The organism is Nocardiopsis coralliicola (genome assembly GCF_054779695.1).
The window spans coordinates 1-16,341 of record NZ_BAAGXT010000046.1; the positions used below are offsets into that span (position 1 = coordinate 1).

Annotated in this window: 16 protein-coding genes; 8 read left to right on the forward strand and 8 right to left on the reverse strand. The window is 75.8% G+C overall.

The window, feature by feature from the left end; all coding sequences use genetic code 11:
• Positions 1–49: 49 nt before the first annotated feature.
• The gene (locus ACYVGT_RS23440; protein ID WP_460862326.1) at positions 50–1,759 is read right to left on the reverse strand and encodes an AMP-binding protein; all 1,710 of its coding nucleotides are present in this window, start codon (positions 1,757–1,759) and stop codon (positions 50–52) included.
• Between the two features lie 180 nt (positions 1,760–1,939).
• Here ACYVGT_RS23440 and ACYVGT_RS23445 point away from each other — a divergent pair, with 180 nt between their 5' ends.
• Complete coding sequence (locus tag ACYVGT_RS23445) at positions 1,940–2,131, forward strand: ferredoxin (protein WP_460862328.1); 192 nt, start codon at positions 1,940–1,942, stop codon at positions 2,129–2,131.
• Between the two features lie 193 nt (positions 2,132–2,324).
• On the opposite strand, the gene ACYVGT_RS23450 is transcribed toward ACYVGT_RS23445, so the two are convergent.
• Positions 2,325–3,557, reverse strand: a complete 1,233-nt coding sequence (locus ACYVGT_RS23450) for an NAD(P)/FAD-dependent oxidoreductase (protein ID WP_460862406.1) — start codon at positions 3,555–3,557, stop codon at positions 2,325–2,327.
• 82 nt (positions 3,558–3,639) lie between these two features.
• Positions 3,640–4,608 carry an asparaginase gene (locus ACYVGT_RS23455; RefSeq protein ID WP_460862330.1) on the reverse strand — a complete coding sequence of 323 codons (969 nt, stop codon included), beginning with the start codon at positions 4,606–4,608 and terminating at the stop codon, positions 3,640–3,642.
• Positions 4,609–5,228: 620 nt separating this feature from the next.
• On the opposite strand from ACYVGT_RS23455, the gene ACYVGT_RS23460 reads away from it, so the two are divergent.
• Positions 5,229–6,137, forward strand: coding sequence for a 3'-5' exonuclease (locus ACYVGT_RS23460; RefSeq protein ID WP_460862332.1), 909 nt, complete (start codon positions 5,229–5,231; stop codon positions 6,135–6,137).
• 7 nt (positions 6,138–6,144) lie between these two features.
• On the opposite strand, the gene ACYVGT_RS23465 is transcribed toward ACYVGT_RS23460, so the two are convergent.
• The 3 genes from ACYVGT_RS23465 to ACYVGT_RS23475 all read right to left on the reverse strand — a co-directional run bounded on the left by ACYVGT_RS23465 (position 6,145) and on the right by ACYVGT_RS23475 (position 8,100).
• Positions 6,145–6,507: a hypothetical protein gene (locus ACYVGT_RS23465; protein WP_460862334.1), complete on the reverse strand. Its 363-nt coding sequence runs from the start codon at positions 6,505–6,507 to the stop codon at positions 6,145–6,147.
• 86 nt (positions 6,508–6,593) lie between these two features.
• Positions 6,594–7,220: a TetR/AcrR family transcriptional regulator gene (locus ACYVGT_RS23470; protein WP_460862337.1), complete on the reverse strand. Its 627-nt coding sequence runs from the start codon at positions 7,218–7,220 to the stop codon at positions 6,594–6,596.
• Positions 7,221–7,389: 169 nt separating this feature from the next.
• Positions 7,390–8,100 (reverse strand): biliverdin-producing heme oxygenase, encoded by a 711-nt coding sequence (locus ACYVGT_RS23475; protein ID WP_460862340.1) that lies wholly within the window; start codon positions 8,098–8,100, stop codon positions 7,390–7,392.
• Positions 8,101–8,686: 586 nt separating this feature from the next.
• Here ACYVGT_RS23475 and ACYVGT_RS23480 point away from each other — a divergent pair.
• The 6 genes from ACYVGT_RS23480 to ACYVGT_RS23505 all read left to right on the forward strand — a co-directional run bounded on the left by ACYVGT_RS23480 (position 8,687) and on the right by ACYVGT_RS23505 (position 15,116).
• On the forward strand, positions 8,687–9,928 hold the full coding sequence (locus ACYVGT_RS23480; protein ID WP_460862344.1) for a PP2C family protein-serine/threonine phosphatase: 1,242 nt from the start codon (positions 8,687–8,689) through the stop codon (positions 9,926–9,928).
• Positions 9,925–11,859, forward strand: coding sequence for a sensor histidine kinase (locus ACYVGT_RS23485; RefSeq protein WP_460862347.1), 1,935 nt, complete (start codon positions 9,925–9,927; stop codon positions 11,857–11,859). The genes ACYVGT_RS23480 and ACYVGT_RS23485 overlap by 4 nt, the downstream gene beginning before the upstream one ends.
• Positions 11,856–12,302 carry a response regulator gene (locus tag ACYVGT_RS23490; protein WP_460862349.1) on the forward strand — a complete coding sequence of 149 codons (447 nt, stop codon included), beginning with the start codon at positions 11,856–11,858 and terminating at the stop codon, positions 12,300–12,302. Before ACYVGT_RS23485 ends, ACYVGT_RS23490 begins: the two co-directional genes overlap by 4 nt.
• A gap of 222 nt (positions 12,303–12,524) precedes the next feature.
• Entirely contained in the window at positions 12,525–13,046 is a 522-nt protein-coding gene (locus tag ACYVGT_RS23495) for a low molecular weight protein-tyrosine-phosphatase (protein ID WP_460862353.1), read from the forward strand.
• 120 nt (positions 13,047–13,166) lie between these two features.
• On the forward strand, positions 13,167–14,036 hold the full coding sequence (locus ACYVGT_RS23500) for a fructosamine kinase family protein (RefSeq protein ID WP_460862357.1): 870 nt from the start codon (positions 13,167–13,169) through the stop codon (positions 14,034–14,036).
• A 348-nt stretch (positions 14,037–14,384) separates the two neighbouring features.
• Positions 14,385–15,116: a hypothetical protein gene (locus tag ACYVGT_RS23505; protein ID WP_460862360.1), complete on the forward strand. Its 732-nt coding sequence runs from the start codon at positions 14,385–14,387 to the stop codon at positions 15,114–15,116.
• 43 nt (positions 15,117–15,159) lie between these two features.
• On the opposite strand, the gene ACYVGT_RS23510 is transcribed toward ACYVGT_RS23505, so the two are convergent.
• Positions 15,160–15,723 carry a hypothetical protein gene (locus ACYVGT_RS23510; RefSeq protein WP_460862362.1) on the reverse strand — a complete coding sequence of 188 codons (564 nt, stop codon included), beginning with the start codon at positions 15,721–15,723 and terminating at the stop codon, positions 15,160–15,162.
• Between the two features lie 138 nt (positions 15,724–15,861).
• Positions 15,862–16,179, reverse strand: a complete 318-nt coding sequence (locus tag ACYVGT_RS23515; RefSeq protein WP_460862363.1) for an SHOCT domain-containing protein — start codon at positions 16,177–16,179, stop codon at positions 15,862–15,864.
• Positions 16,180–16,341: the final 162 nt, after the last annotated feature.

Genomic DNA, 16,341 nt, shown 5'->3' on the forward strand with positions numbered 1-16,341 from the left:
CGCGCCCGGAGCCCCCGGGGCGCCGGGACTCCGGGCGCGGCCGGCGCGGTCAGGAGCGCAGGTCCGGGAAGTCCTCCTCGCGGAACTCGGCCGCGCCGCGCTCGCCGCCGCGGCTCTCTTCGGCGGTGCGCAGCTCCACCCGGCGGATCTTGCCGCTGATCGTCTTCGGCAGCGCGGCGAACTCCAGCCGGCGGATCCGCTTGAACGGCGCCAGCCGCTCCCGGCAGAAGGCGAGGATCGACCGGGCCGTCGCCGCGTCGGGCTCGGTGTCGGCGGCGAGCACCACGTACGCCTTGGGTACGGCGTGCCGGATCGGGTCCGGCGCGGGGACGACGGCGGCCTCGGCCACCGCCGCGTGCTCGATGAGCACGCTCTCCAGCTCGAACGGCGAGATCCGGTAGTCGGCGGCCTTGAACACGTCGTCGCTGCGCCCGATGTAGACGAGGCCGCCGTCTGCGCCGTAGGTGGCGACGTCGCCGGTGTGGTAGCGCCCGCCGCGCATCACCGCCTCGGTGCGCTCCGCGTCGTCCCGGTAGCCCCGCATCACGCCCACCGGGGCGTTCGCCAGGTCGACGCAGATCTCGCCGGTGCCGGCCGGCTCCCCGGTCGCCGGGTCCTCCAGCACGATGTCGTAGCCGGGCATCGCCCCGCCCAGCTCGCCCGGCGTGACGGTGCCACCGGGCACGTTGCCGGCCAGCAGCGTCGTCTCGGTCTGGCCGAAGCCGTCCCGGACGGTGAGGCCCCACGCCGTGCGGACCTGCTCGATCACCTCGGGGTTGAGCGGCTCGCCGGCCGAGACCGCCTCGCGGATGCTCGTCTGCCAGCGGCCCAGCCCGGCCTGGACCAGCATCCGCCACACCGTCGGCGGGGCGCAGAACGTGTCCACCCCGGCAGCCGCGACGCGGTCGAGGAGTGCGGCCGCGTCGAACCGCGGCTGGTCCACCACGAGCACGGTGGCCTGCGCGTTCAGCGGCGCGAACAGCGACGACCAGGCGTGCTTGGCCCATCCCGGCGAGGAGATGTTCAGGTGCACGTCGCCCGGCCGCACGCCGATCCAGTACATCGTGCTCAGGTGGCCCGCCGGATAGGACAGGTGGGTGTGCTCGACCAGCTTCGGCTCGGCCGTGGTTCCGGAGGTGAAGTAGAGCAGCAGCGGGTCGGCGGCGCGGGTGCGGTGCTCCGGCGCGAAGTCGAGGCCGGCGTGCTGGGAGTCCTCGTAGTGCGCCCACCCCTCCATCCAGCCGACGCTGATCCGCGTCCAGTGCCCCTCGATCCCCTCGAACCGCGGCGCGTCGGCGGCGTTGGCGACGACGTGCGCGACGCCGCCGCGGCGGATGCGGTCGGCGATGTCGGCCGCCGTCAGCAGCGTCGTCGCCGGGATGACGACGGCGCCCAGCCGGATGGCGGCGAGCACGGTCTCCCACAGCTCGACCTGGTTGCCGAGCATCAGCAGGATCCGGTCGCCGGGGCGCACGCCCTGGGCGTGCAGCCAGTTCGCGACCTGCCTGCTGCGGGCGGCCAGCTCGGCGTAGGTGAGCGCGGTGGAGGTGTCGGTCTCCGGTCCGCCGTCGCCGGTCGCGACGATGCGCAGGGCGGTGCGGTCCGGATGCTCGCCGGCCGCCGGATCGAAGTGGTCCTCGACCCAGTTGAACCGCTCCGGGCGCGGCCAGGCGAAGGCTGCTCGGGCCTGCTCCGGGTCGCGGTGGGCGAGGAGTGCGTCGCGGGCCGCCCGGAAGGCGGCGGTGGGGCTGTCCGGCATGGAGACCTCCGCGTCCGAGGGTGATCGGAGTCACCCTATCCGCCGCGCTCCGCGCCGTCCCGACCGCGTGGCGGCGCGTCTCCGCCGGGCGCTGCGGCGCGGGATTGCTGCGCCGCCCGGCGGGCACCGGGCCCGGCGTCCTAGACTGCGGGCACTTCCGCGACGTAAGGAGAGCCCCCCATGCGTGTGAGTGCCGACTTCGACCTGTGTGAGAGCAACGCGGTCTGCATGGGCGTCCTGCCCGAGGTGTTCGAGGTCCGCGACGACGACTTCCTGTACATCCTCCAGGAGGAGCCGGACGAGTCGCTGCGCCCCAAGGTGGAGGAAGCGGTCCGCATGTGCCCCAAGCAGGCCCTCACGGTCGAAGGCTGAGCCGCAGGCCGGCGTCCCCTTCCGAGGGGATGTCCGGCCGCCCGGGCCGCCACCGCCGGTGCGGCGGGGCCCGGCTCCGCCGTCCACCGGGGGGCGGGAACCGGCTCGGACCGCGCCGTCCTGGACGCCGCCGTGCGCCGCAGCACCGCTGCCGAGGCCTGCTGCAGCGGCGGCGCTGCCTGCGCCGGCTCCGTCAGCCCCGTGCCGCCGCCAGGGCTTCGTCCCAGGTGGTGGGTTCGGCCAGCAGCCGCCGGTAGCGCATCACCTTCGGTGTGGACTTCAGGCCCAGGACGCCGGTCAGCATGCCGTCCCTGCCCAGGAACGCCACGAACTTGCGGTCTTCGGGCGCGCCGTGCACGAATTCCACCGTGTCGGCGGGCGCCGCGCGGCCGAGCAGCTGGATCTTCCGGCCGTACTGGTCGGACCAGAAGTAGGGGACCGGCGCGTAGGGCTCGCCGCCCTCGCCGGCCAGCAGGTTGCGCGCGGCCGCCTCGGCCTGCTCGCCCGCGTTGGTCCAGTGCTCCAGCCGCAGCCGGCCGCCGTAGTGCGGGTGCGGATGCGGGAACTCCGCCAGGTCGCCGGCGGCGTACACACCCGGCACGGAGGTGCGCCCGTAGGCATCGGTGGCCACGCCGCCGTCAGCGGTGAGCCGCACCCCCGATCCGGCGAGCCAGCCCGTGTTCAGTTCCACGCCCAGACCGCACACCGCGAGGTCGGCGTCGATCGCGGTGCCGTCGGCCAGCCGGAGCCGCTTGAGCCGCCCGGCGCCCTCGAAGGCGGCGACCGGCGCGCCGAGCCGCACCTCCACCCCGTTGTCCCGGTGCAGGTCGGTGAGGACGCTGCCGACCCGCGGGTCGACCGAGCGCAGCAGCGGCGTCTCGGCCGCCTCGACCAGTACCGTGTCGAGCCCGCGGGCGCGGGCGCTCGCGGCGACCTCGGCGCCGATGAAGCCGGCGCCGACCACGGCGATCCGGCCGCCCGCCGCGGCCGCCGCGTCGAACCCCGCCCGGACCGCGGCGGCGTCCTCCAGGGTGCGCAGGACGTGCACGCCGTCCAGATCGGTGTCCGGCCGCCGGGCGGCGGCGCCGGTCGCCACGATCACCGCGTCGCCGCGCACCCGGCTGCCGTCGGCGAGCTCCACGGCCTGCTCGCCGGGGAGTAGCCGCGCGGCGCGGGCGCCGGGCCGCAGGTCGAGGTCGAGCGCCGCGAACTCCTCGTCGGTGCGCAGCTGCGCGGCGGCCGGGGTGTCCGCGCCGACCTCGGCGCCCGCGCCGGTGAGCAGCTCCTTGGAGAGCGGCGGCCGCGAGTAGGGACGGTGCTGCTCGTCGCCGAGCAGCGTGATCCGCCCGGTGAAGCCCGCCGCGCGCAAGCTCTCGGCCGCGTGCAGGCCGGCCATTCCGGCGCCGGCGATGACGACGTCGCGCATGGTTCTCAACCGCCTTTTCGATCGCGCCCGCCGCGGGCGCGGGGATGAGGAGTGGATGGATGGGTGCCGGACGGCCGGCGGGTCACACCGGCCGGATCTCACCGACCTTCCGGCCGCCGCCGTAGACGGTGCCGGTGCGCAGCTCGGCCACTGGCGCGACGTCGGCGCCGAGCCGGGCCAGGGTGTCCAGGCCGACGGCGGTGCGGGCGCGGCTGGCGAGGTCGCCGTCGGCGATCTTCACCGCGGCGGCCGCACCGGACGGCAACGCGATCGCGACGACGCCCTCCGCGCCGATCTTGGAGATCGCGCCGGGCAGCGCCCGCATCACGGCCGTGTCGTCGCGGCCCTCGCCGGCCACGTACTCCGGGTGGGCGCGCATCGCGGCGGCGACGCGCGCCGCAGGGCTGCCCTCGGGCGCTGCGGCGAGGGTGCGGAAGCCGCGCGCCAGCCCCGCGGTGGAGACCGCCAGCTGGGGTGCGCCGCAGCCGTCGACGGCGGTGTGCGCCACCGGCTCGCCGCACATCTCCTCGATCGCCTCGCGGACCAGCACCTGGACCGGATGTGCGGGATCGAGGTAGTCAGCGGTGCTCCAGCCCGCGGCGACGCAGGCGGCGAGCATGGCGGCGTGCTTGCCCGAGCAGTTCATCAGGGTGCGGGACCGCTCGCCGCCGGCGCGCAGCAGCGCATCCCGCTGGGGGCGGTGCAGCGGCCAGTCGGGCGGGCAGCCCAGCGCGTCGGGCGTGAGGCCGACACCGGCGAGGACCTGTTCGGCCAGCGCGGCGTGCCGGGGCTCGCCGCTGTGGCTGCCGGCCGCCATCGCGAGCGCGGGGCCGTCCAGCTCGGCGCCGGCCCGCAGGCAGGCCAGCGCCTGGAAGGGTTTGGCGGCCGAGCGCGGGAACACCGCGTCGCCGACCGGGCCGCGGGCCACCGCCAGCCGCCCGTCCGCGCCGATCCCCGCTGCGGCGCCGTAGTGCACGCTCTCCCGCAGGCCGGACCGGGTGGTTTCGGCGAGCGGCACGTAGGAGTCGAGGGCGGGAGCGGTGCGGGACACGCGGCCTCCAGGCGGTTGGCGGAACCCGCCGGCGCGCAGGTCGCAGCGGGGCCGGGCGGGGACCCGGCAGACGGCACAACGTATCGCGGGCCCGCGCGCTTCCCGGCGGCTGCCCGGCCCGTCCGGTCCGGGCGCAGGCGCCCGGCCGCGGCGGCGGGACGCCGGGGAAGGCGGGCGGCCGAAGAGCACCCTTCCGGAGTGCGCCGCGCCCCGGGGGCAGGCGCGGAGGGGGGCGCCTGCCGGGACCCGCTGCGGCAGTGCCGGCTGAAAGCGCTGCGGTCCTCCGGATCCGCTGGGCGGGCGCGGCCGAGGCCATCGGTCCGGCAGCGGGCGGCGGCCCGGGAGGCGGCGCGTCCACCGGGGCCCGCCTGCGGTGGTCCGAGCGGCTGGGGGAGCGGTCCCGGCCGCCGGATTTCGGCCCGGGGGCAGTGCGGGGCCCGGCAGCGGTGCCGGCCGACCGCCGCTCCGCGGTGCACGGACGCCGCCCAGCAGCGTGTGCGGACCTCCGGGCCCCGCGGCGGCGCAGCCACCGGGGCGGTCCTAATAGGGTCGGGGCCGCGGCCCCTGCCCCGGGCCGGACTCCGGGGCGGGCTGGGCCGCCCCGAGGGAGAGGACCTTTCGTGCTTCAGCGAGGCCGGGCCGCGCGGCCGGCGGCGCAGGCGGTCGTGCAGGGGGCGCTGACCCGCATCCGCGGCACCGGGCGGCCGGCGCGCTCCCTCGACTACGCGGTGGTGGACCTGGAGACCACCGGTCTCGACCCCGCTGCCGGGGCCCGCATCGTCGAGGCCGCCGTGGTGCGGATGCGCGGCGACGGCACCGTCAGCGAGGAGTTCTCCACTCTCATCGACCCGCGCGGGCCGGTCGCCGGAGAGGTCTTCCACGGCATCGCGGCCGGCGACACCGTCGGCGCTCCGGCCGCCCGCGACGTGGCGGCCGACTTGGCCCGGCTGCTGTCCGGTGCCGTCGTCGTCGGCCACAACCTCGACTTCGAAGCGGCGTTCCTCACGGCCGAGCTCGCCCCCGGGCTGCCCGGCCGGCTGCCGGGGCTGTGCACGCTGCGCGCCCTGCGCTCCCAGCTCGACCTGGAGCGCTACTCCCTGCCGCACGCCAGCAAGGCACTCAGCGGCGAGTGGCCGACCGCGCAGCACACCGCACTGGGCGACGCGCGCGCCTGCGCCCGAATCCTCGCTGAGCTGCTCGCCGCCGCTCCCGGACCGCTCTACTATTCGGGCCCGGAACCGCAGCGGTGGTCCGCCGAGGGCCTGCCGCGGGCTGCCCGGATCAAGCCGCGCACCCGGCCGCGCGGCGCCCTGGGCGCCCGTCCCGGTGCGTGGCCGGACGCCTGGCGGGCGGACCCGCTGCCGCCGGAGCTGTGCGGCGGCGCGTTCACCGCCCAGGACCGGGCGGACGCGGCCGCTGCGGCCGCCGCCCGGCGCACCCGAAGGGACACCGCGGCGTCGGCGGCGGTGCTGGCCGGTACGCTCGCTGCGGCCGGAGCCGCCGGCAGCCTGCTCCGGGCGCTGCGCTGACCCGCGCTCACACTCCGGCCAGCGCCAGGAAGATTGCGGCGATCAGCACGCTGCCGCCGAAAGTGGTGAGCGCCGCCCGCCCGCTCTCGGTCAGTCCGGCGGAGGCCACCGCCGGCGGCCGCAGCCGCACTATGCGGTTGGTCACGGCCACGGCAACGGTGCCGATTCCGGCGAGGAGCAGCAGCAGAGAGCACACGTGCATCCCCGTCGAGTCAGTGCGGTGACCTGCGGACAGACTGATTCTGCCCCATCGCCCCGCCTCGCTTCGGTGTTTCGGACCGACATTCGCTCCCGGGCGTTCCGCGCCCAAAACGGAACCACTGGTGCGGATCCCCTGCTGGATGGCCTCGGTATCGACCAGGTCGGGCACTGATTCGAAGGGGGCTGCGCCGGGGTTCTCCCGGGTGCGGGCCGCAGCGCCGGCCGACGGCCCGGAACGCCGCGGTGCGGCGGCGGTCAGGCGCCCTGCGGGCCGGCGGCGGGCGGAGTGCGGGTGCCGAGGGCCTTGAGGGTGAAGGCGGCGAGCAGGGTGTGGGCCTCGGCGAGGGTGGTCTCGCCCTGGAGGAGGGGGACGCGCTGGGCCCCCGCCATGGCCAGGACGAGGCGGGCGGTGGCCTCGGGCGGGACGTCGTCGAACTCGCCGGCCTCGACACCGCCGCGCAGGATCTCCACCAGTAGGCGCTGAAGCGGTTCGACGTGGTCGGAGAGGCGGCGGTAGGCGTCCGGCCCGAGCGACGCGCCGAGTTCGGCGGCGGCCGGGTGCGGGTGGTCGGCCATCGCCTCCAGCTGGAACCGGATGAAGGAGTCCAGCCGCTGCGCGGCGCCGGACTCCGCCAGCACCTCGGTGCGGTACCGCTCCAGGAAGTCGTCGGTGCCCTGCTCGGCGAAGGCGACGAGGAGCGCGGCCTTGTCCGGGAAGTAGTTGTAGAGCGCGGTGCGGGTGATGCCTGCGGCGTGCGCCACGTCGGTCATGGAGATCTCGTCGATGCCCTGGGTGCGGGAGAGCTCGGCGATGGCGCCGAGGATGCGCTCACGCGTCTGCGCCCGGTGCGCGGCGATGGTGGGGGCGGAGATCTTGGGCATGTCCTCATGGTCGCACGGCGGCGCCCGCCGCGGTGCGCAGCGCGGACCGGCCCGGCACCGGCCCGCGGCACCTGCGGCGTGCCCGGTGGGGCCGGATGCGCGGCCGGGATCGGCGCGGACCGGCGCCGGGAAGCCGCTGCCCTGCGCGCCGGTCCCGGGAGCGGGCGGGTCAGGCCGCGCGGGTGGCGGTGTGGCGGCGGCCGAGGTCGGCGAGGACGTCGGTGTTGAGGCGGTAGGCGGCGGCCGTCTCGGTGAGGATGCGGTCGTGGTGGGCGGCCGGGACGGCGTCGAGGCGCTCCCGGTACCGGTTCTTGAACGCGGGGAGGCTGCCGAGCGCGGAGAAGTCGTAGAAGGCGGTGCCGTCGGTACCCGGGAAGGCGTAGGTGCGGGCTGCGGTGCGGCGGATGAACTGGCCTCCGGACACGTCCCCCATGTAGCGGGTGTAGTGGTGCGCGACGAACGCCGCGGGGTCGGCGGCGCTCGCGCGCAGCCGGGCGGCGTACTCCTCGGTGGGCGTGCTGGGCGCGATCCGGTCGGCCCACTCCGGCCCCAGCAGGTAGGCCAGGTCGGCGCGGAGCGCCGGCACCCGCTCCAGCTCGGGGAGGACGAACGGGCCGGCCACCGGGTCCCCGGCCAGGGCGCGGCCGGCCTCCTCCAGCGGGACGTAGGCGAAGTAGTGCTGGGCGACCATGTCGGCGTAGGCGGCGCGGTCGAGCCCGCCGTCCAGCAGGGCCTGGGTGAAGCCGTGCTCCTCGGTCTCCTGGTGGGCCGCCCAGGTGGTGTCCTTCAGGCGTGCGGAGAAGGGGGCGGGAGTGGAGCCGGAGGACGCTTGGGCGGCGGCTGCGCCGCTCGCGCCGCGGCCGTGCGGGTCGCCGTGCACCGGGGGGCCTCCTGGTCGGTCCGGTTCGGCCCCCGTTGCCCGGAAGCCGCTTTCACGACATTGTGTCGCCAACGGTCCGGCCGGTGTCAAGGGGGAGATGACGTTGCGTCAGAAAGATCACGCGCGCCCCGCCGGGGGCGAGCGGCCGGGCCGCCTGCAGTGCCGCGTCCGGCACCGATTCCGAATCCGATTCCGCTGCGCCGCCGCCGGTCGCGCGGCGGTCCGGCGGCCGGACGCGGCCGCGGCGGGCCGCGCCGCCGCGGTGTGCGTGCCGTCCCCGGTATCCTTTGGGAGATCTGCGGAGCCGCCGCCGGGCGGCGGACACGCTCCGCGTCCGCTCCGACCGGGGCGGCGAAGGGCAGTGCGCAACGGCCGCCCCGGGGAACGCTGCGGGCGCCCGTGCGCGTTGTGACCGGTGAGAATCCCGCCGAAAGCCGGCGGGCGCACCGCATCTGCGCAGGGTGGCGGTGATTCCGGCGGGGCAATATCGTGGGTCGCCGTGCCCGGGCGCGGTGCAGGCCCGACGGTGCACATTCCGCCGCAGCCGCGGCGGGGGTGCAGTGTCGGCGGACGAAGACATGGGGCTGTGAGCGTGACGCGATCCGACTCAGCGGGGCCGGCCGGTGCCGGACGGGCCGACCGCGCCGCATCCGCGGTGCAGCCGGCTCCGTCGGCGATGTCCGCCGTCGATGTGCTCCTGATCGAGGACGACGCCGAAGACGCCTTCCTCGTGGAGGAGCTCCTCGCCGACAGCGCCCTGGACAGCCGCATCACCTGGGTCCGCACCCTCGGTGAAGCGCGCGACTCGCTGCGCAGCTTCCGCGGCTGCGTCCTGCTCGACCTCAACCTCCCCGACGCCGGCGGCATGGACCTGCTGCGCAGCGTGCTCGATCTGGCCGGATCCGCCGCCGTGGTGGTCCTCACCGGCCTGGACGACGAGCACGAAGGGGTGGCGGCGGTCGCCGCGGGCGCCCAGGACTACCTGGTCAAGGGCCAGGTCGACGGCAGCCTGCTCGCGCGCAGCCTGCGCTACTCGGTGGAGCGCCAGCGCGCCGACGAGAACGCCCGCCAGCTCCGCGACGCCGAGCTGTACGCGCGGGAGAACATGCGGCTGGAGCGCGGCCTGCTGCCGCAGGTGCTGCTCGCCCAGTCGCCGCTCACCCACCGCACCTTCTACCGGCCCGGCCGCAAGCGCGCCCTGGTCGGCGGCGACTTCTACGACGCGGTGGAGAAGGACGGCACCACCCACGTGCTCGTCGGCGACGTCAGCGGGCACGGTCCGGACGAGGCCGCCCTCGGCGTCCAGCTGCGGATCGCCTGGCGCGCGCTCGTGATGGGCGGCGTCGACGAGGCCGGCCTGCTGCCCGCGCTCGAGGCGATCCTGATCAGCGAACGCGCCCAGGAGGAGATGTACGCGACGCTGTGCCAGGTCAGCCTGGACACCGGCGGCGACCGGGCCCGGCTGCGGCTGTTCGGGCACCCGCCGCCGCTCCTGATCACCGGCGGCGACGTGGCCGAGGTCTCGGCCACGCCGCACCCGCCGCTCGGCGTCTTCCCCGACTCCGAGACCCTGGTGGAGGAGTTCGCGTTCCCGCGCGGCTCGACCCTCATGCTCTACACCGACGGCCTCGTCGAGGCCTATGACGGCGCGCCGCCGAACCGCCTGGAGGTCACCGGCCTGCGCCGCATCCTCGGCGACGTGCTCTCCGCCGGCACCTCCATCGTCGACCTCCCCGAGCGGGTCGTCGACGATGCCGAGCAGTCCAACGGCGGGCCCCTGCAGGACGACGTGGCCATGCTGCTGGTCACCCATGGGAGCGCCCGGTGAGACCCTGGTCCCTGCGCCGCAGGGTCACCGTACTGCTGGTTGTCGTCGCCGCACTGCTGGTCGGCGCCGTCTCGGTGATCACCGTCTCGGCGTTCCGCGTCCGCGACGCCCTGGAGAGCCAGGTCGAGGAGCTGGCGCCCGCACTGTCCGCGGTCGAGCAGACCCGCTCGGCCTACCTCAACATGGACAACGGGATCCGCGGCTACGCGCTCACCGAGGACCTCGAGTTCCTCACCCCCTACCAGCAGGGCAACAACGCCGTCCGGGAGAACCGCGCCGTGCTGCGCGCGGCCATCGACCGGGACACCGAGATCGCGCCGTCGCTGCAGCGGGTGCTGGACGCCGGGGAGGCGTGGGCCGAGGACTACGCCGAGCCCACCCGGGCCAAGGTGCGCGCCGGCGAACCCGTCCGGGCCGAGGACTACGAGCTCGGCCGCGACCTGTTCGACGAACTCAACACCGCCACCGCGCAGGCCGAGGACGAGATCCACGCCGAGATCGCCTCCGCCCGCGAAGGCCTGACCACCGCCAGTCAGCAGGTGGTGGCGCTGCTGGTGCTCGTCGGCTTCACCGTGCTGATGGTGTCGGTCTTCCTGTGGATCATGCTGCAGCACTGGGTGCTGCGGCCGCTGGACGAGCTCGGCACCCACCTCCAGCAGGTCTCCGAGGGCTACTACGCGCACCGGATCGAGCTCACCGGCCCACCGGAGATCACCCGGGTCGGCCGCGACGTGGACGCGATGCGCGAGCGCATCGTCAGCGACCTCCAGGAGGTCGGCGCGGCCCGCAGGAAGCTCCAGGAGCAGTCCGACCTGCTGGAGTCGCAGGCCGACGAGCTGCGCCGGTCCAATCTGGAGCTGGAGCAGTTCGCCTACGTGGCATCGCACGACCTGCAGGAGCCGCTGCGCAAGGTCGCCAGCTTCTGCCAGCTGCTGCAGCGCCGCTACGCCGGCCAGTTGGACGAGCGGGCCGACTCCTACATCGACTTCGCGGTCGAGGGCGCCAAGCGGATGCAGACGCTGATCAACGACCTGCTCGCGTTCTCCCGCGTCGGCCGCACCAAGAACTTCGCCCCGGTCGACCTCGACGTCGCCCTCTCCGATGCGCTGAGCAGCCTGGAGACCCGGCTGGACGAGGCCGGCGCGGTGATCACCGGCGAGGATCTGCCCACCGTCGAGGGCGACCGCACGCTGCTCACCCAGGTCTTCTTCAACCTCGTCGGCAACGCGGTGAAGTTCCGCGGCGAAGAGGCGCCGCAGGTGCACATCAGCGCCCGGCGCGAGGGCGCCGAGTGGGTCTTCTGCTGCGCGGACAACGGCATCGGGATCGACGCCCAGTACGCCGAGCGGATCTTCGTCATCTTCCAGCGGCTGCACACCCGCGACAAGTACGGCGGCACCGGTATCGGGCTCGCCATGTGCAAGAAGATCATCGAGTTCCACGGCGGCCGCATCTGGCTGGACACCGCGGACGAGCCGGGGACCCGGATCTGCTGGTCGCTGCCGGCCGCTGCGGAGCCCGGCCCGGCCCAGGTGCAGGCGAAGGACGCGGAAGAGCCGGCGGCCGGGGACGGGCCCGCGGCTGCTGAGCCCGATCCGGCGGTGCCGGCGGAACCGGCCGCCGGGGCCGCTCCGGCCGGTGCCGCCGCGGCTGGATCCGGGCCCGAGGACGCGCCGATTGCCGACTCCGGCGCCGGGGACGGTACGGTTCCTCCGGTGGACGCCGCACCCGCGCCCCCGGAAACGGACACGGGGGACACCGCAGGCACCGCGGACGCCCCCGGCGCGGCAGCGGACACCCCCGGCGCGGCGCCCCCGCCGCCCGGCAGCGCCCCGGAACCCGGGGGAGAGGCCGGCGCAGAGCACGGCACCGGGCCGTCCGGCAGCGACGGCGGTGCCCCCGACGACTCCAGAAGGTCTGGCAGACGATGAGCGAGGTCAGCTTGGTGCAGCCCATAGAGGTCCTGCTGGTCGAAGACGACCCCGGCGACGTCCTCATGACCAAGGAGGCGTTCGAGGAGCACAAGGTCGGCAACCGGCTGCACGTCGTCTCCGACGGGGTCGAAGCGCTGCGCTTCCTCCGCCGCGAGGAGGAGTTCGCCGACGCGCCCCAGCCGCACCTGATCCTGCTCGACCTCAACCTGCCCCGCAAGGACGGCCGCGAGGTCCTCGAGGAGGTGAAGGGCGACCCGGAGCTCTCGCACATCCCGATCGTGGTCCTCACCACGTCCGAGGCCGAAGAGGACATCCTGCGCTCGTACCGGCTGCACGCCAACGCCTACGTGGCCAAGCCGGTCGACTTCGAGCAGTTCATCCAGGTTGTCCGCCAGATCGACGACTTCTTCGTCACCGTGGTCCGGCTGCCCAAGGGCTGAACAGGCCGGGCGGCGCAGCGGGGGCGGAACGCAGAGCGGCACCGGGCCCCGGCCGCCGCGGGCCGCGGATGCCCGCGGCTCCCGCTCCGGGCGGCCGGGGAGGCTGCACCGGACACGCTGGGTGCGGCGCGAGCGCCGGGGCGCTCCAGGCCGGACTGCGGGATCGCGGGTGCCCCCGTGGGGCGCGGACGCCGAGGCGCCGTTCTGCAATACGGTGGTGCCATGAGCCTGCCCGAACCCCGCGGCGACGCGGGGACCTACCGCATCGCCCTGGTCTGCCTCGGGAACATCTGCCGCTCGCCGATGGCGGAGAAGGTGCTCACCGCCGACCTGGAGCGGGCGGGGCTCGCCGGCCGGGTGGCGGTGGACAGCTTCGGGACCGGCGGCTGGCACATCGGCTCCGGGATGGACGACCGCGCCGCCGCGACGCTGCGGGTGCACGGCTATCCCACCGACCACGAGGCGCGCCGCTTCGACCCCGCCCTGTTCCGCCGGCGCGACCTGCTGCTCGCCATGGACGGCGACAACCTGGCCGAGCTGCACGCGCTGGCGCCCGACGGCGAAGCCCGGGCGCGCACCGCCCTGTTCCGGTCCTTCGCGCCGGGCGCCGGGCCCAACCCGGAGATCCCCGACCCCTACTACGGCGGCGAGGACGGCTTCACCGCGGTCCTGACCATGGTCGAGGCCGCCGCGAAGGGCCTCGCCGAAGAGTGCGCCGACCGGTTCGGCCCCGACTCCGGCTGACCGCGCCGGCAGCGCTGCTTCGCGCCCTCCCGGGCCGGCAGCGCGGCCGGCCGCACTGGTGCCGCCGAGCCGCCCCACCTCCCCCCCTGCAGAATCCGGCCGAGTGCACAAGGAGACCGCGTGGACACCATTGCCTCCCGCGTCCGCGATCTGACCGGCCGAGCGGCCGTCGACTCCGCCCCCCTCGGCTCCTCGCACGCCTGGAGCACCTACCGCGTCACCACTGCCGACGGCCCGCCGCTGTTCGTCAAGGCGCTGCCCGAGGAGTCCGGTGCCGGGTACCCGGGCCTGTTCCGCGCCGAAGCGCTCGGTCTGGACTGGCTCGGCCGCGCATTCTCCTCGCCCGCCGCGCCCGTCGAAGGCTGGGACGACGGCATGCTCGTGCTGCCCTGGCTGGACGAGCGGCCGGCCACGCCGGAGGCCGCCGAGGCGCTCGGCCGCCGGCTCGCCGCCATGCACCTGGCCGGGGCCGACTCCTACGGCGCGGACCGGGACGGCTACATCGGCCCGCTGCCCCTGGACAACACCCCCGCCGACTCCTGGGCGGAGTTCTACGCCCGCAGCCGCCTGGAGCCCTTCCTGCGCCGGGCCGCCGACCGCGGCGCGCTCACCCCGGGCGACGTGCGCACCGTGGAGAAGGTGGTGGCCGCAGTGGAGGACCTCGCCGGCGAGCCTGAGCCGCCGGCCCGGGTGCACGGCGACCTGTGGAACGGCAACGTCATGTGGAGCGACGACGCGGCCGTGCTGATCGACCCGGCCGCGCACGGCGGGCACCGGGAGGGCGACCTTGCCATGCTGGCGCTGTTCGGCCTGCCCTTCCTGGACCGGGTGCGCGACGCCTACAACGAGGCCGCGCCGCTGGCGCCGGGCTGGCGCGGCCGGATCGCCCTGCACCAGCTCTTCCCGCTCCTGGTCCACGTCTGCCTGTTCGGCGCCGCCTACCGCACGACGACGATGGACACCGCCCGCACCGCGCTGCACGGCGGCTGACCCGCCCTCCCGGCGCCGCGGCCGGGCCCACCTGCCGCAGCGCTGGCCGGGACCGGCCGGGCAGCGGGCCCACCCGGGAGCCGCGTGTGCCGCGACGGTCCTCTAGGCTCGCTTCTGACGATTCCGGACACCCGCGCCGCGCGGGCGCCGGCACCGGTGAGGAGCAGACGAGTGAGCTACCAGGGCGGAGGGTACGGCCCGCAGCACGGCGGCGGGTACCCGGGGGGCGGCGGGCCGCCCGCAGGCGGAATGCCCCCGCAGCCCCCGCAGCCGCAGGGCCCCCCGCCGGGGGGCCGGCGCCGGGGGAGCGCCGCGAGCCGGACGCTGATCGCCGCGATCGTCCTCGTCATGGTGGGTGCCGTCGTGATCGCCGTCGTGCTCGTCGCGGACACCTTGCGTGGCGCACCGCAGGCGGGCGGCTCAGCGCCGTCGGCCTCGCCGGAGGCGTCGCCGTCCGCGGAGGAGAGCCCGTCCGCGTCCGCGTCCGACGGCCCCGAGCCGCTCAACGCCGGCTGGCGCCAGGTCACCGTGCCCGAGTTCGACTTCGCCTACGAGGTGCCCTACAGCGACTGGCGCGTCCCCGGCCGGGAGGCCACCGTCGGCTTCGACGAGGACGAGGACGGCTCCATGGACTACGTCCTGGAGGGCGCGGCGATCTACAAGAACGAGCCGTGCGAGGACTGGGGCAGTGTCGCCCTCGTCGGCTCCTTCGGAGTGCTGGAGTCCACCGACACCGAGGAGTCCGCACCCAAGGTCGCGGAGCGCTGGGCCGAGCTGGGCTACTCGGAGGAGGACGGCTCGGCGCCGGCGAACAAGGTGCGCTCGGTGGAGGCGTTCGCCGCCAACGACCTGACCGGCCACCGCGCCATCGTCGACATCTCGGTGCCGGAGGGCAAGGCCGAGTGCGCGCCGGAGAAGGCGGTCGTGCACACCGTCGCCTTCGTCGACGAGGAGCGCGACGGGCAGCTGCGCACCGTCTCCGTCTTCGCCGACGCGGGAACCGGCGATGCGCTCTCCGAGGGCCGCATCGACAAGATCCTGCAGAGCGTCCGCAACCTCTCCGCCAGCACCGACGGCTAGGGCGTGCAGGGCGGACAGCCGCCCCCCGCGGGCGCGGCCGGGCTCAACCCCGAGCGGCGGCGCGCGGCAGGCGGCGCGGCCGGCGGGCCCACGGAGTCCGGCCCCAGGGCTTGACGGTGGACAGCACCAGCGCCGTGAGCAGGACCGTGAAGGAGACGGCCAGGGCACCGGTGGCCGAGATCCGGGTGGCGGCGTCGGCCGCGGCCGGGTCGGCGCCCGCGGCGCGGACCGCCGGCCCGATGCTCAGGTTGCTGCCGACCACCAGGGCGGCCGTCAGTGCCAGCTTCACGGCCACCCACCAGTGCTGGACCAGCCCCCAGTGCGTGCCCAGCGACAGCGCGAGGCCGGTGGCCAGGGTCGCCAGGCTGAGCGGAAGGACCAGTGCGCCCGCCGACAGTCCGACTCCGGCGAGCGCGGTGTCCCGCTCCGCCGCGGGGCCGGCGAGCGCGATCGCGGCCAGCGCCAGCAGGGTCGCGTGCGCCCCGACCCAGCCGGCTCCGGCAACCGCGTGCGCCGAGCGCAGGGCGGCGCGGCTCCGCGGTCCGAACCGGGGCAGCGCCCGCGGCGGCGCGCCTGCCGCCCGGGCCCTCGCCGGGGTCGTGTCCATGGCGCAATCCTCCTTCGGCAGAACGGCGGCACGCGCTGCCGCAGCGGGGGCGCCGCCCAGCGGCGCGCCGCCCCGGGCCGGGAGCCCGGGCGGCCTCCCGCGCCCGGGCGGAGCCGGAGCGGGAGGCGGGGCCGGTGGTCACGTCCGGCCCTTGGTGTCGCGGCCCGGAACCCAGTTGAGCGCGCTCGCGCGCTCCAGGAACTCCTCGACGGTCAGGTCCCCGTTGGCGAAGCGCTCGGCGAGCACCCGGCGGGCCGTGTCGTCGGGGCTGTCGGCGGCCGGGCCCCGGGCCCACGGCGGACGGTGGCCGCGGGAGCGCAGGACCAGGAACGCGAGCAGCGCGATGAGCAGGATCAGGCAGAGCATGGCGACTCCGATCAGGGGTGCGAACGGCGGCGGGCCGTGGCCCGCCCAGGCGGGTGCCGCGGTCACGGCGGCGGCGAGTGCAGAGGACATGGCTCCTCCGGTCGGCGGCGGTGGACTGCGGCCGGCAGCGCCGCTGCGCTGGAGAACCGCATACCGCCACACTCCGCTCCGGCCGCCGTCGCGCGCGTCGCCCGGAGCGCGTCTGTCCGGGTACGCGTTTCGGCCGACGCGCGCTACGCGCCCGAGCCGATG